13 protein-coding genes are annotated in these 14,622 nt (G+C 63.5%); 6 read left to right on the top strand and 7 right to left on the bottom strand.

The window, feature by feature from the left end; all coding sequences use genetic code 11:
• Positions 1 to 40 precede the first annotated feature (40 nt).
• Both ABZO33_RS02915 and ABZO33_RS02910 read left to right on the top strand, forming a co-directional pair.
• Positions 41 to 1,318 (top strand): FAD/NAD(P)-binding oxidoreductase, encoded by a 1,278-nt coding sequence (locus ABZO33_RS02915; protein ID WP_414534782.1) that lies wholly within the window; start codon positions 41 to 43, stop codon positions 1,316 to 1,318.
• Positions 1,315 to 2,133 (top strand): sulfite exporter TauE/SafE family protein, encoded by an 819-nt coding sequence (locus ABZO33_RS02910; protein WP_414534781.1) that lies wholly within the window; start codon positions 1,315 to 1,317, stop codon positions 2,131 to 2,133. The genes ABZO33_RS02915 and ABZO33_RS02910 overlap by 4 nt, the downstream gene beginning before the upstream one ends.
• Here the strand turns inward: ABZO33_RS02910 and ABZO33_RS02905 are convergent.
• Positions 2,122 to 3,009 carry a LysR family transcriptional regulator gene (locus ABZO33_RS02905; RefSeq protein ID WP_414534780.1) on the bottom strand — a complete coding sequence of 296 codons (888 nt, stop codon included), beginning with the start codon at positions 3,007 to 3,009 and terminating at the stop codon, positions 2,122 to 2,124. The two genes, ABZO33_RS02910 and ABZO33_RS02905, sit on opposite strands and share 12 nt — an antisense overlap.
• A 252-nt stretch (positions 3,010 to 3,261) precedes the next feature.
• Between ABZO33_RS02905 and ABZO33_RS02900 the strand changes: the two genes are divergently transcribed.
• Together ABZO33_RS02900 and ABZO33_RS02895 are read left to right on the top strand one after the other, a co-directional pair.
• Positions 3,262 to 4,911 (top strand): GMC family oxidoreductase, encoded by a 1,650-nt coding sequence (locus tag ABZO33_RS02900; RefSeq protein WP_414534779.1) that lies wholly within the window; start codon positions 3,262 to 3,264, stop codon positions 4,909 to 4,911.
• 96 nt (positions 4,912 to 5,007) lie between these two features.
• A complete protein-coding gene (locus tag ABZO33_RS02895) occupies positions 5,008 to 6,627 on the top strand; it encodes an MFS transporter (protein ID WP_414534778.1) in 1,620 nt (539 codons plus the stop codon).
• A 268-nt stretch (positions 6,628 to 6,895) separates the two neighbouring features.
• Here the strand turns inward: ABZO33_RS02895 and ABZO33_RS02890 are convergent, their stop codons facing one another.
• The 4 genes from ABZO33_RS02890 to glyQ form a co-directional block, all read right to left on the bottom strand.
• A complete protein-coding gene (locus ABZO33_RS02890) occupies positions 6,896 to 7,666 on the bottom strand; it encodes a lysophospholipid acyltransferase family protein (RefSeq protein WP_414534777.1) in 771 nt (256 codons plus the stop codon).
• Positions 7,667 to 7,731: 65 nt separating this feature from the next.
• Entirely contained in the window at positions 7,732 to 8,259 is a 528-nt protein-coding gene (gmhB, locus tag ABZO33_RS02885) for a D-glycero-beta-D-manno-heptose 1,7-bisphosphate 7-phosphatase (protein ID WP_414534776.1), read from the bottom strand.
• 4 nt (positions 8,260 to 8,263) lie between these two features.
• Entirely contained in the window at positions 8,264 to 10,315 is a 2,052-nt protein-coding gene (glyS, locus tag ABZO33_RS02880; protein ID WP_414534775.1) for a glycine--tRNA ligase subunit beta, read from the bottom strand.
• Positions 10,312 to 11,259, bottom strand: coding sequence for a glycine--tRNA ligase subunit alpha (gene glyQ, locus ABZO33_RS02875; protein ID WP_023629852.1), 948 nt, complete (start codon positions 11,257 to 11,259; stop codon positions 10,312 to 10,314). Before glyQ ends, glyS begins: the two co-directional genes overlap by 4 nt.
• Positions 11,260 to 11,342: 83 nt before the next feature.
• Between glyQ and ABZO33_RS02870 the strand changes: the two genes are divergently transcribed.
• Complete coding sequence (locus ABZO33_RS02870; RefSeq protein ID WP_414534774.1) at positions 11,343 to 11,894, top strand: DNA-3-methyladenine glycosylase I; 552 nt, start codon at positions 11,343 to 11,345, stop codon at positions 11,892 to 11,894.
• A gap of 41 nt (positions 11,895 to 11,935) precedes the next feature.
• Entirely contained in the window at positions 11,936 to 12,823 is an 888-nt protein-coding gene (locus ABZO33_RS02865) for a lysophospholipid acyltransferase (protein ID WP_414534773.1), read from the top strand.
• Between the two features lie 97 nt (positions 12,824 to 12,920).
• Here the strand turns inward: ABZO33_RS02865 and ABZO33_RS02860 are convergent, their stop codons facing one another.
• On the bottom strand, positions 12,921 to 13,235 hold the full coding sequence (locus tag ABZO33_RS02860) for a tetratricopeptide repeat protein (RefSeq protein ID WP_414534772.1): 315 nt from the start codon (positions 13,233 to 13,235) through the stop codon (positions 12,921 to 12,923).
• A gap of 11 nt (positions 13,236 to 13,246) precedes the next feature.
• Positions 13,247 to 14,620, bottom strand: coding sequence for a Trk system potassium transporter TrkA (trkA, locus tag ABZO33_RS02855; protein WP_217851576.1), 1,374 nt, complete (start codon positions 14,618 to 14,620; stop codon positions 13,247 to 13,249).
• Between the last annotated feature and the right edge of the window lie 2 nt (positions 14,621 to 14,622).

Genomic DNA, 14,622 nt, shown 5'->3' with positions numbered 1-14,622 from the left:
CCACGCCGTACCCATAACGAGATTTCCAAGGAACACCGCCATGCCTGCCCTGTCCCCTGCCGATTCATCCTGTGCCGACCACCACAAGGTGGTGATAGTCGGCGCTGGTGCCGCCGGTATCGCCACTGCCTCCAGCCTGATCGCCCGTGACCCGTCGCTGGATATTGCCCTGATCGACCCCGCCGATGTGCACTACTACCAGCCCGGCTGGACCATGGTCGGTGCTGGTGTGTTCAAGGCGTCGAGTACCGCCCACACCATGGCTGCCACCCTGCCCCGCGGTGTGCGCTGGATCAAGGCGCGGGTGGACGGTTTCGATCCCCAGGGCCAACTGGTGCTGCTCGAGGGCGGTCGCGCTGTCAGCTATGAACAGCTGGTGGTGTGCCCGGGCTTGAAGCTCGATTGGAATGCCATCGAAGGCTTGAGTGAGACCCTCGGGCGCAACGGCGTCACCTCCAACTACCGCTATGACTTGGCACCCTATACCTGGCAACTGGTGCAGGACCTCAAGCAGGGGCGCGCCCTTTTCACCCAGCCGCCGATGCCTATCAAGTGCGCCGGAGCACCGCAGAAGGCGCTGTACCTGTCGTGTGACCACTGGTTGCGCAGCGGTCACCAGGGCAAAGTCAGGGCCAGCTTCTTCAATGCCGGCGCGGTGCTGTTCGGTGTGGCGGACTATGTGCCGGCGCTGATGAACTACATCGACAAGTACGGCGTCGACCTGAACTATCAGCATCGTCTGACGGCGGTGGATGGCGCCAACAAGCGCGCTACGTTCGTGCGCACCCTCCCCGACGGCAGTACCGAGACCCGCGTCGAAGCCTTCGACATGCTGCATGTGGTTCCGCCCCAGGTGGCGCCTGATTTCATCCGTCAGAGCCCACTGGCCGACGCGGCGGGTTGGGTGGATGTCGACCCGCACACGTTGCGCCATCGCCAGTTCGGCAATATCCATGCCCTGGGAGATGTGGCCAACACCACCAACGCCAAGACCGCCGCCGCCGCCCGCAAGCAGGCACCGGTGGTGGCCAACAATGTGCTGGTGGCGCTTGGTCGGCTCGCGACCCTTGCGCAATACGATGGCTATGGCTCCTGCCCGCTGACAGTGGAGCGTGGCAAGATCGTCCTGGCCGAGTTCACCTACGGTGGCAAGCTGGCGCCGAGCTTCCCGCGTTGGCTGCTCGATGGCCGCAAGCCAACCCGCCTGGCCTGGCTGCTCAAGGCGCAGATCCTGCCGCCGTTGTACTGGAAAGCCATGCTCAAGGGCCGCGAGTGGCTGGCCCGGCCGCAACCTCTGGTGGTCGAGGCGCAACAGTGATCGAGCAGCAACTGCTGGGCGCTGGGCTTGGCGCGATCATTGGTGCGGTGTTGGCGCTGACCGGCGCCGGTGGCGGCATCCTCGCGGTGCCGCTGCTGGTGTTCGGCTTGGGGCTGAGCATGGTCGAGGCGGCTCCGATCGGCCTGCTGGCCGTGGGGTTGGCGGCGGCAGTCGGTGCGGTGCTCGGCCTGCGCCAGGGGCTGGTGCGCTACCGTGCGGCCCTGTTCATCGCGCTGATCGGGATTGCCTGCGCGCCGTTCGGCTTGATGCTCGCTCACCGTGTGCCCAACACACCGTTGGCCTTGGTATTCGCCGGGGTGCTGGTGTACGCCTGTTTGCGCATCTGGCGCAAGGCAGCACGTGAGCTGCGCGGCGAGTCACCCTGCGGCGAACGGGAGATCATGCCCTGTGTGCTCAACCCGTTGCAGGGGCGCTTGCGTTGGACCCTGCCCTGCGCTCGGGCGCTGGCGTTTACTGGAATGCTGTCAGGGTTGCTGTCTGGCCTGCTGGGCGTCGGTGGCGGCTTTGTGATCATTCCTGCCTTGAACCGCTATACCAACCTGAACATGAAAAGTATCGTCGCCACCTCGCTGGCGGTGATCGCCTTGGTTTCCACCGGCAGTGTGGTCAGCGCCAGCGTGGCGGGCGTGATGCATTGGTGGGTCGGTGCGCCGTTTGCCGCGGGCGCAGTGCTCGGGTTGTTGCTGGCACGGCCGTTGGCGAGCAAGCTGGCCGGCCCGCGGCTGCAGCAGCTGTTCGCCGCAGTGGGCTGTGGTGCCGCGCTGTTGCTCGCCGGCAAGGCGTTACTCGGTTAGCAATTCACCCTGCTCGGCGGCGCACAGCGCCAGCAGGTAGTCCCACACCACGCGCAGGCGCACCGACTTGTGCAGCTCGCGGCGCGTGCAGATCCAGTAGCTGCGCTGGATGGTCTCGCTGGGCAGCACGCGTACCAGCTTCGGATCTTGGCGGGCCATGTAGTTGGGCAGCACGGCGATACCCAGCCCGGCCTGGGCGGCGTGCTGCTGGGCGATCACGCTGGTGCTGCGGAACACCACGTTGGGCGCTCGGCAGAAGCTGTTGAGGAACAACAGTTCCTGGCTGAACAACAGGTCATCGACGTAGCCGATCCAGTTGTGCCGGGCCAAGTCTTCGCGGGTGTTCAGCGGCGGTGCCTGCTCCAGGTATTCCTGGCTGGCGTACAGGGCCAGGCGGTAGTCGGTGAGCTTGCGGGTAATCAGCAGGTCGGCGTTGGGCCGTTCCAGGTGGATGCTGATCTCGGCTTCGCGGTTGAGGATACTGACGAACCGCGGCACGGCCACCAGTTCCACCTCCAGCCCCGGATAGCGCTGGAACAGCGCCTTCATACGTGGGGTGAAGAACATGATGCCGATGCCTTCGGTCACCCCAAGGCGGATCTTGCCCAGCGGGGTGATGGCCTGGGTGATTTCCTCCTGCGCCAGCAGGGCGACATTCTCCATGGCCTCGGCATGCTTGAGCAGGGCTTGGCCGGAGGGGGTGAGCTCGTAGCCTTGGGCGTGTTGCACGAACAACGCGGTGCCCAGGTGCTTCTCGATGCTCTCGATATGCCGGGCAACGGTGCTGTGGGTAGTGTTGAGGCGCTTGGCTGCGCTGAGCAGGCGGCCGCTGCGCTGCAACTCGAGGAAAAACCGCAGATCATTCCAGTCGAACATGCTGATCCCTTGGCTGTTCATTGGCGCCGATTCACTGTAGGAGCGGCTTTAGCCGCGATCATCCGCGGAGCGGATGCCAAGCACCGCGGAGGCTGGATCGCGGCCGAAGCCGCTCCTACAGGATTTGCGCCGATCATTACTCCGGCGCTGTGCTAAAACGCACAACGGCTGCGCGAAATCTCGTGTTTCCTCCGCGAAATTAATCAATAAGATGGACCGGGACAAGAATAATAATCAGGCGCGAGGTTGCACATGCCATCAGCCGATTCTGTCTACGACTATGTGGTCGTGGGTGCCGGTCCCGCCGGTTGCCTGCTGGCCAATCGCTTGTCCGCCGAGCCATCCTGCCGCGTGTTGCTGCTCGAGGCGGGTGGCCGTGACAACTATCCCTGGATTCATATCCCCGTTGGTTACCTCTACTGCATCGGCAATCCACGCACCGACTGGTGCATGAAGACCGAGGCCCAGCCTGGGCTGAACGGGCGTGCCCTGGGTTATCCGCGGGGCAAGGTGCTGGGTGGCTGTTCGTCCATCAACGGCATGATCTACATGCGCGGCCAGGCCGCCGACTACGACCGTTGGGCCGAGCAGGGCAACGAGGGCTGGGCATGGAAGGATGTGCTGCCGCTGTTCAAGGCCAGCGAGAGCCACTATGCCGGTGCCAGCGACAGCCATGGCGCCGACGGCGAGTGGCGGGTCGAGCAGCAGCGCTATAGTTGGCCGATCCTCGATGCCTTTCGCGATGCGGCCGAACAGAGCGGCATCGCCAGAATCGACGACTTCAATACGGGCGACAACGCCGGCTGTGGATACTTTCAGGTCAACCAGCGCAGTGGTGTGCGCTGGAACTCGGCCAAAGCGTTTCTCAGGCCCATCCTCAAGCGCCCGAACCTGACCGTGCTGACCGGCGTGCAGGTCGACCAGGTGTTGCTCGGCAACACCCGCGCCCGGGCTGTAAGGGCGCTGTGGCAAGGTGCATGGCATGAGATCGCGGCACGCCGCGAGATCATTCTCTGCGCAGGTTCGGTCGGTTCGCCCGGCATCCTGCAGCGCTCGGGGATTGGCCCACGCAAACTGCTCGAAGGGCTGGGCATCGCCGTGCGCCACGACATGCCTGGCGTCGGCGGCAACCTGCAGGACCATCTGCAGTTGCGGTTGATCTACCAGATCCAGAACACACGCACTCTCAACCAGATGGCCAACAGCCTGTGGGGCAAGCTGGGCATGGGCCTGCGCTATGCCTACGACCGCAGTGGCCCGCTGGCCATGGCGCCGAGCCAGTTGGGCGCCTTCGCCCGTTCGAGTCCGGAGCAAGAGACCGCCAATCTTCAGTATCACGTCCAGCCGTTGTCGCTGGAGCGCTTCGGCGAGCCGCTGCATCGGTTCCCGGCCTTCACCGCGTCGGTATGCAACCTGCGCCCGGCTAGCCGTGGGCGGATCGATATCCGCTCGGCGGACATGAATGCCGCACCGCTGATCGACCCCAACTACCTCAGCGCTCCCGAGGACCTGCGCGTGGCCGCCGACGCCATCCGCCTTACCCGGCGCATCGTCCAGGCCCCTGCCCTGGCCGCCTTCGAACCCCATGAGTACCTGCCAGGCCCTGCCCTGCAGAGCGAAGAAGACCTGCACCAGGCCGCCGGCCAGATCGGCACCACCATCTTCCACCCGGTAGGTACCTGCCGCATGGGCAGTGGTGTGCTCGATGTTGTGGATAACCAACTGCGCGTGCACGGCATTCCGGGCCTGCGTGTGGCGGATGCCTCGATCATGCCGCAGATCGTCTCCGGCAATACCTGTTCACCCACGTTGATGATTGCCGAAAAGGCGGCACAACTGATCCTCAAGGGGGCCAACACCCAGACCAACCTCAGCGACAGCAACGCGATACCGACGCCCTGACCGGGGTGTGTGCAACAGCGGCAGCGCGGTCAGCGGCTGCCGGCAGTGGAACAACAAGAATAATCACTGTGGCCCCAAGGGCCGAGGACAGCAACGATGTCGGATTACATCCAGGAACAGAGCGCGGTGGCGAGCAGCCCGAGCCGCCGTGAAGAACGCAAGATCATTTTCGCGTCATCCCTCGGGACAGTGTTCGAGTGGTATGACTTCTTTCTCTATGGTGCCCTGGCTGCGGTCATCAGCAAGCAGTTCTTTGCTGGCGTCAACGACACCACCGCTTTCATCTTCGCCTTGATGGCCTTTGCTGCGGGCTTCCTGGTGCGCCCGTTCGGCGCCTTGGTGTTCGGCCGTCTGGGCGACATGATCGGGCGCAAGTACACCTTCCTGGTGACCATCGTATTGATGGGCCTCTCGACCTTCGCCGTCGGTCTGCTGCCCACCTATGCCAGCATCGGCATCGCCGCGCCGATCATCCTCGTCATACTGCGCATGCTCCAAGGGCTGGCGTTGGGTGGCGAATACGGCGGTGCGGCCACTTACGTAGCCGAACACGCGCCGCCCGGCAAGCGCGGTTTCCATACCGGCTTCATCCAGTCCACCGCCACGCTCGGCCTGCTTTTGTCGTTGATCGTAGTCCTGGCCAGCCGTTACATCAGTGGTGATCAGTTCGAAACCTGGGGCTGGCGCCTGCCGTTCCTGCTGTCGATCGTCCTGCTGGCGATCTCCACCTGGATCCGCATGAGCATGCACGAGTCGCCGGCGTTCGTGAAAATGAAAGCCCAGGGCAAGATCAGCAAGTCGCCGATCCGTGAGTCGTTCACCTCCTGGCCGAACCTCAAGGTGGTCCTGACCGCGCTGTTCAGCATCAACGCCGGACAAGCGGTGACCTTCTACACCGCACAGTTCTATGTGCTGTTCTTCATGACCCAGATGCTCAAGATGGACCCGGCCCAGGCCAATACCCTGTTGATCATCAGCGTGGTGATCGGCGCGCCGTTCTTCGTGTTCTTCGGCTGGCTGTCGGACCGCATCGGGCGCAAGCCAATCCTCATGGTCGGGCTGTTGCTGGCCACCGTGTGCTACTTCCCGATGTTCAAGGCGCTGAGCCATTACGCCAACCCGCAGATCGACGCCGCCAGCCGGGAAGCGCCCATCGTCGTCAGCGCCAACCCGCAAGGCTGCACCTTCCAGTTCGACCCGGTGGGCAAGGCCCGTTTCGACAGCCCCTGCGACAAGGTCAAGACCTTCCTGGTCAAACAGGGCCTGCCCTACAGCTCGGTCGAGGCTACCGGCAGCGAAGTACAGGTGAGCATCGGTGACAAGACCATCAACGGCTTCGACGAGGCGGCCATGCGCAGCGCCATCGAAGCGGCCGGCTATCCGGCCAAGGCCGACCCGGCCCACGTCAACCAGGTGATGGTGGTGGTGCTGATCGTTGCCATGATCCTGATCGCCACCATGACCTACGGGCCACTGGCGGCGGTCATGGTCGAACTGTTCCCGACGCGTATCCGCTATACCTCGATGTCCCTGCCCTACCACATCGGTAACGGCTGGTTCGGGGGCTTCCTGCCAACGGTGTCGTTCGCGTTGGTGGTGTACACCGGGGATATCTTCTATGGGCTGTGGTATCCGGTGTTGATCACCGGGGTGAGCCTGGTGGTGGGGATCTTCTGCCTGAAAGAGACCAAGGACGTGGATATCGACAAGGTGTGAGGATTGCCCTGGAGATGTAACGTGGGAGCGGGCTTGCCCCGCGATTGGGTCGGTTCAGATAATGGCTATCGCGGGGCAAGCCCGCTCCCACGCGTCCTGAGAAGTGCACAAAAAAACCGGCGTAAAAGCCGGTTTTTTTATAGCGCGAAAAAACTTATGCACGATTTTCGCAAAAACGTCATACATGGAAATAAACAGCTAATTCAATCACTTAGCATGCTTTAACAATCATCCATGCAAAACTTGCTAACAAGTTATCCACAGAACGTCAGGCTGGCTGCTGCTCCGGGTTTTCCGCCAGCGGCGGCAGCGAACCCATGGCCCGCTGGGTCGCTTCGTTCCAGGCCTGGGCGCGGTCGTTCAGCTCGGCGATGGCACGTGGGCCAGTGCCCACTGCATACATCGGCTCACCGATCACCACCTCGATAGTGCCCGGGCGCTTGCCCCAGCCTTCACGCGGCCAGAACTTGCCGGCGTTGTGGGCAATCGGCAGTACCGGCAGGCCGGCGTTGACCGCCAGGGCGGTACCGCCGCGGGAGAACTTGCCGATCTGGCCATGGGGCACGCGCGTGCCTTCGGGGAAGATCAGTACCCAGGTGCCCTGCTTGAGCAGCTCGTCGCCCTGCTTGGCGACCTGGCGCAGCGCCTCTTTGGGGTTTTTGCGATCGATGGCGATCGGCCGCAGCATGGCCATGGCCCAGCCGAAGAACGGCACATAGAGCAGTTCGCGCTTGAGCACCTGGCTTAGCGGCGAGAAATACGCCGAGAGCAGGAAGGTTTCCCAAGTACTCTGGTGGTTCGACAGGATCACGCAAGGTACTTTCGGCACGTTCTCGGCACCGGTGATCTTGTAGTCGATGCCCAGGACCGTGCGCACCAAAAACAACGCGCAGCGGCACCAGTACACGTTGATGAACTTGTAGCGCTTGGGGAACGGCAGGAAGGGCGCGACGAAGAAGCTCAGCGAGCACCACAGCAGCGAACTGGTGCCCAACAGCAGGTAAAAAAGAAAGATTCTGATCGCCTGCAGGATCGACATAGTGGCATGTACCGTTGCGGGGCATGCCCGCCTAATGAAAAGTGCGCCGGTCCTGGCGCACTCATTTAAATAAGTTCTCTGGCGATGGCTGCCAGATCGTCGAAAATCAGTGTAGTTTGCGGGACGCCTTTTTCCAGGGTCCTCTCGCCCTTGCCGGTTTTTACCAGCACGGGTTGTGCATCGACGGCCAGGGCCGCCTCCAGGTCACCTTTGCTGTCGCCGACGAACCACACGCCGGCCAGGGGCACGTGGTAATGCTCGGCAATCGCCCGCAGCATGCCGGGCTTGGGCTTGCGACAATCGCAGCCTTCATTCGGGCCATGCGGGCAATGCACGATAAGGCCGACCTCGCCGCCCTGCTCGGCCACCAGCGCGCGCAGGCGCGCATGCATGGCCTCGAGGGTTTCCAGCGAGTAGTAGCCGCGGGCAATGCCGGACTGGTTGGTGGCAACAGCCACCGTCCAGCCCGCCTTGCTCAACTGCGCGATGGCCTCGATCGAGCCGGGAATGGGGATCCACTCTTCCAGCGACTTGATGTAGGCGTCGGAGTCGTGGTTGATCACTCCGTCTCGATCAAGAATCAGCAGTTTCAACGACTTACCCCAGCAGCGAGATATCGGCCACGCCCAGGAACAGACCGCGCAGGCGGTTGAGCAGGGCATAACGGTTGGCGCGTACCTTGGCGTCCTCGGCGTTGACCATTACCGCCTCGAAGAAGGCGTCGACCGGATCACGCAGAGCGGCCAGGCGGGCCAGGGCTTCGCTGTACTGACGCGCGGCCGCCATCGGTTGCACGGCCTGGTCGGCCTGCTGGATGGCCGAGTACAGGGAGAACTCGTTGGCGTTGTCAAAGTACTTCGGCTCGACCTGATCGGCGATGGCGCCTTCGGCCTTGCCCAGCAGGTTCGACACGCGCTTGTTCGCCGCCGCCAGGGCTTCTGCTTCCGGCAGCTTGCGGAAGGCCTGCACGGCTTGCACGCGCTGGTCGAAGTCCAGCGCCGAACCCGGCTTCAGGGCACGCACCGACAGGTAGGTGGAGACGTCGATGCCTTCGTCCTCGTAGCGTGCGCGCAGGCGGTCGAAGACGAACTCCAGTACCTGCTCGGACAGGCCGGCGGCCTTGACCTTGGCACCGAACTGCTTGACCGCGAATTCGACCGCGACATTCAGGTCCAGGTCGAGCTGCTTCTCGATCAGGATACGCAGCACGCCGAGGGCGGCACGGCGCAGGGCGTAGGGGTCCTTGCTGCCGGTGGGCAGCATGCCGATGCCGAAGATGCCGACCAGAGTGTCGAGCTTGTCGGCGATGGCCACGGCGGCACCGGTGAGGGTCTGCGGCAGCTCGGCGCCAGCGCCGCGCGGCATGTACTGCTCGTTCAGCGCCAGGGCAACGTCTTGCGGTTCGCCATCGTTGAGGGCGTAGTAGTAGCCGGCAATACCCTGCATTTCAGGGAATTCGCCGACCATTTCCGAGGCCAGGTCGCACTTCGACAGCAGGCCGGCACGACCAGCGTTGGCGGCGCTGCCACCGATGTACGGGGCAATGAAGGCGGCCAGCTTGGAGACGCGCTCGGCTTTTTCGAACACAGTACCCAACTGGGCCTGGAACACTACGTTCTTCAGGCGCTCGTTGAAGCTTTCCAGGGGCTGCTTCTTGTCCTGCTTGAAGAAGAACTCGGCGTCGGTCAGGCGCGGGCGCACGACCTTCTCGTTGCCCTGCACGATCTGCTTGGGGTCGCGGCTCTCGACGTTGGCCACGGTGATGAAGCGCGGCAGCAGCTTGCCTTCGCTGTCCAGCAGGCAGAAGTACTTCTGGTTGTCTTGCATGGTGGTGATCAGCGCTTCCTGCGGCACTTCGAGGAAACGCTCCTCGAACGAGCACACCAGCGGCACCGGCCACTCGACCAGGGCGGTTACTTCGTCCAGCAGCGCCGGCGGCACGATGGCGGTGCCTTCCTGCTGCATGGCCAGCTCCGCGGTGCGCTTGCTGATCAGCTCGCGACGCTCGGCGAAGTCGGCCAGTACGTGGGCCTTGCGCAGGTCCTCGACGTAGTTGGCCGGGGTGGTGATAAGTACGTTTTCCGGGTGGTGGAAGCGGTGGCCACGGGATTCACGGCCGGCCTTCTGGGCCAGGATGGTGCAGTCGACGACCTGATCGCCCAGCAGCATTACCAGCCACTGAGTCGGGCGCACGAACTCCTCACGGCTGGCGCCCCAGCGCATGCGCTTCGGGATCGGCAGGTCGTTGAGCGAGTCTTCGACGATGGTCGGCAGCAGGCTGGCGGTCGCCTTGCCCGGGATGTGCTGGGAGAAGCGCAGCTTCGGACCGCTCTGGTCGATGTCCGACAGCTCCACACCGCACTTCTTGGCAAAGCCCAGGGCGGCCTGGGTTGGCTCACCGTCTTTGAAAGCAGCCTGCATGGGCGGGCCATCGATGTTGATGCTGCGGTCCGGCTGCTGCACGTCGAGCTGGCGGATCAGCACGGCCAGGCGGCGCGGCGCGGCGTAGACCTGCTTGGCGGTGTAGTTCAGGCCGGCGGCCTGCAAGCCTTTCTCGATACCGGCGAGGAAAGCGTCGCCCAGCGAGGCCAGGGCCTTGGGTGGCAGCTCTTCGGTGCCCAGTTCAACCAGGAAATCTTGAGCACTCATTGTGCAGCCTCCAGCTTAGCCAACACTTCGTCACGCAGTTCAGGGGTGGCCATCGGGAAGCCCAGGCGTGCGCGGGCTTGCAGATAGCTTTGCGCCACGTCCCGGGCCAGGGTACGCACGCGCAGGATGTAGCGCTGGCGCTCGGTCACTGAGATGGCGCGGCGGGCGTCCAGCAGGTTGAAGGTGTGCGAGGCCTTCAGGACCATTTCGTAGGTCGGCAGCGGCAGGTCCAGCTTGATCAAACGGTTCGCTTCGCTTTCGTAGAAGTCGAACAGCTCGAACAGTTTCTCGACGTTGGCGTGCTCGAAGTTGTAGGTCGACTGCTCCACTTCGTTCTGGTGGAACACGTCGCCATAGGTGACCTTGCCGAACGGGCCGTCGGCCCACACCAGGTCGTAGACCGAGTCCACGCCCTGGATGTACATGGCCAGGCGCTCCAGGCCGTAGGTGATTTCACCAGTGACCGGGTAGCACTCGATACCGCCGACTTGCTGGAAGTAGGTGAACTGGGTCACCTCCATGCCGTTCAGCCAGATTTCCCAGCCCAGGCCCCAGGCGCCGAGGGTTGGCGATTCCCAGTTGTCTTCGACGAAGCGAATGTCGTGAACCAGCGGATCGATGCCGATGGCTTTCAGCGAGCCGAGGTACAGCTCCTGGAAGTTCGCCGGGTTTGGCTTGAGCACCACCTGGAACTGATAGTAGTGCTGCAGGCGGTTGGGGTTTTCGCCATACCGCCCGTCGGCAGGGCGACGGCTGGGCTGCACATAGGCGGCGTTCCAGGTCTCCGGGCCCACGGCGCGCAGGAAGGTAGCGGTGTGGAAAGTGCCGGCGCCTACTTCCATATCGTAGGGCTGAAGCACCACACAACCCTGAGCTGCCCAGTAGTTCTGCAGGGCGAGGATCAGGTCTTGGAAGGTACGCACGGCTGGCGTAGGCTGGCTCACGAAATTCACCTGTATCTGGGGATGCGGATGTAAAGAGCGGGAGTATACCCGATTCGCCTCGCCCTCTACGTTATTGGAGCCTTATGCCACGCTGCTTTTGGTGTTCCGACGATCCGTTGTATCAGGCCTATCACGACCACGAGTGGGGAACGCCGCAGCGCGACCCGGCGTTGCTCTTCGAGATGCTTTTGCTCGAAGGGTTCCAGGCGGGGTTGTCGTGGATCACGGTATTGAAGAAACGCGAGCGCTATCGCCAGGTGCTGGACGGTTTCGACCCGGTGAAACTGGCGTGTCTGAGCGACGAGCGCATCGAGGCACTTATGCTGGATGCCGGCATCATCCGCAACCGCCTCAAGCTCAAGGCCGTGCGCCGCAACGCCCAGGCCTGGCTGGCTGTGGATAACCCCGCCGAGTGGCTGTGGTCGTTCGTCGGCGGCGCGCCGAAGATCAACCATTTCCAGGGTCGTGGCGACGTGCCGGCGGTCACCGACGAGGCCAAGGCGATGAGCAAGGCTCTGCAGAAGGCCGGCTTCACCTTCGTCGGGCCGACCATCTGCTACGCCTTCATGCAGGCCACCGGCATGGTCATGGACCACACCACCGACTGCGATCGCTACGCCGCGCTGGTGCGCTGACGGGGTACAATGCGCGCCTTGCTGAAATAAGGAATTCGCCTGTGGAAAAGTTCAAGGGCGCCCTGATGGTCGGGGTGCTGCGCCTGTTTGCCAAGCTGCCCTGGGGCGCTGTGCAGCGCGTCGGCGCCGGCATCGGCTGGCTGATGTGGAAAATCCCCAACGGCTCACGCAATGTCGTACGCATCAACCTGGCCAAATGCTTCCCGGAGATGGACCCGGCCGAGCGTGAGCAACTGGTCGGTCGTGCGCTCAAAGACATCGGCAAGTCGTTCGTCGAAAGCGCCTGCGCCTGGATCTGGCCGCCGCAACGCTCGCTCGACCTGGTCAAGGAAGTGCATGGCCTGGAAGTGCTGGAGCAGGCCCTGGCCTCGGGCAAGGGCGTGGTGGGGATCACCAGCCACCTGGGCAACTGGGAAGTGCTCAACCACTTCTACTGCAACCAGTGCAAACCGATCATCTTCTACCGCCCGCCGAAGCTCAAGGCGGTGGATGACCTGCTGCGCGAGCAGCGCGTGCAGATGGGCAACCGCGTGGCGCCTTCGACCAAGGAAGGCATTCTCAGTGTGATCAAGGAAGTGCGTCGCGGTGGTCAGGTGGGGATTCCCGCCGACCCGGAGCCTGCCGAGTCGGCAGGGGTGTTCGTGCCGTTCCTCGGTACCCAGGCGCTGACCAGCAAGTTCGTGCCGAACATGCTCGCCGGTGGCAAGGCGGTCGGGGTGTTCCTGCACGCCCTGCGTCTGCCGGATGGGTCGGGCTTCAAGGTGTTCCTGGAGGCGGCGCCAGAGGCCATGTACAGCACCGATGTGAATGAATCGGCGGCGGCCATGAGCCAGGTGGTCGAGCGTTATGTGCGCGAGTATCCGAGCCAGTACATGTGGAGCATGAAGCGCTTCAAGAAGCGCCCGGCGGGAGAGGCGCGCTGGTACTGAGGCCATCGCCTATCGTGGGAGCGGGTTTGCCCCGCGATGGCGTCGTCAGCATTGACGCCATCGCGGGGCAAACCCGCTCCCACGAAGTTGCTTCAACTCAGGTGCTGGATTTGTTCAACTTCTTCAGAAATACGGTCATCTCTTTTTCGGCCTGCTTGTCGCCATGAGCCTGCGCCGCGACGATCCCCTCCTCCCAGGCCTTGCGTGCTCCAGCCAGGTCACCCTGCAACTGATACGCCTTGCCCAGCAGCTTCCACGCCGCCGAATACTTTGGGTCCTGCTTCACGCAGCTGGCCAGGTGCACCGCCGCCTCGGCGCCGTTGCCTTCATCCAGCCAAGCCTTGCCCAGGCCGAAGCGCAGCAGCGGGTTATCCACACCCTTGGCCAGCATCTTCTCCAGCGATTCACGCATGCCCTTCCCTCCTAGAAGAAACTCAAGCCCACGTGGAACAGCTTCTCCACGTCCCGAATATGCTTTTTATCCACAACGAACAGGATCACATGGTCGCCCGACTCGATCACCGTGTCGTCGTGGGCGATCATCACTTCGTCCTCGCGGATGATCGCGCCGATGGTGGTGCCCGGCGGCAGGTTGATGTCCTCGATGGCCTTGCCGACCACCTTGCTCGACTTCGAATCGCCATGGGCCACGGCCTCGATGGCCTCGGCCGCGCCGCGGCGCAGCGAGTGCACGCTGACGATATCGCCACGTCGCACGTGCGCCAGCAGGGTACCGATGGTGGCCAACTGCGGGCTGATGGCGATGTCGATGTCGCCGCCCTGTACCAGGTCGACATAGGCCGGATTATTGATGATGGTCATCACCTTGCGTGCGCCCAGGCGCTTGGCCAGCAGCGACGCCATGATGTTGGCCTCGTCGTCGTTGGTCAGGGCCAGGAAAATGTCGGCGTCGGCGATGTTCTCTTCGAGCATCAGGTCCTTGTCCGAGGCGCTGCCCTGTAGCACCACGGTGCTTTCCAGGGTGTCGGAGAGCTGGCGGCAACGGGCCGGATTCATCTCGATGATCTTTACCTGGTAGCGGCTCTCGATGGCCTCGGCCAGGCGCTCGCCGATCTGCCCGCCACCGGCGATGACCACGCGCTTGTTGGTTTCGTCGATGCGGCGCAGTTCGCCCATCACCGCGCGGATGTCCTTTTTCGCGGCGATGAAGAACACTTCGTCGTCGGCCTCGATCACCGTGTCGCCCTGTGGGGTGATCGGCCGGTCGCGGCGGAAGATCGCCGCCACGCGCGTGTCGACGTTGGGCATGTGGGCGCGGATCTGGCGCAGTTGCTGGCCCACCAGCGGTCCGCCGTAGTAGGCCCGGACCGCCACCAGCTGGGCCTTGCCCTCGGCGAAGTCGATCACCTGCAGGGAGCCGGGGTGTTCGATCAGGCGCTTGATGTAGTTGGTCACCACCTGCTCGGGGCTGATCAGCACATCCACCGGAATATGGTCGTTGTCGAACAGCTCCTCGCGGGTCAGGTAGGCCGACTCGCGGACCCGGGCGATCTTGGTCGGGGTGTGGAACAGCGAGTAGGCCACCTGGCAGGCGACCATGTTGGTCTCATCGCTGTTGGTCACCGCCACCAGCATGTCGGCGTCGTCGGCACCGGCCTGGCGCAGCACCGTCGGCAGCGAGGCGCGGCCTTGCACGGTGCGGATGTCGAGGCGGTCGCCGAGGTCGCGCAGGCGCTCGCCATCGGTATCGACCACGGTGATGTCGTTGGCTTCGCTGGCCAGGTGTTCCGCCAGCGTGCCGCCCACCTGCCCTGCGCCGAGGATGATGATCTTCATCC

This window comes from Pseudomonas sp. CAM1A (assembly GCF_047501685.1).
Classification (GTDB): Bacteria; Pseudomonadota; Gammaproteobacteria; order Pseudomonadales; family Pseudomonadaceae; genus Aquipseudomonas.
Note: the sequence above shows the minus strand (reverse complement) of the source record. Positions and strands in the feature narration are given on the sequence as shown.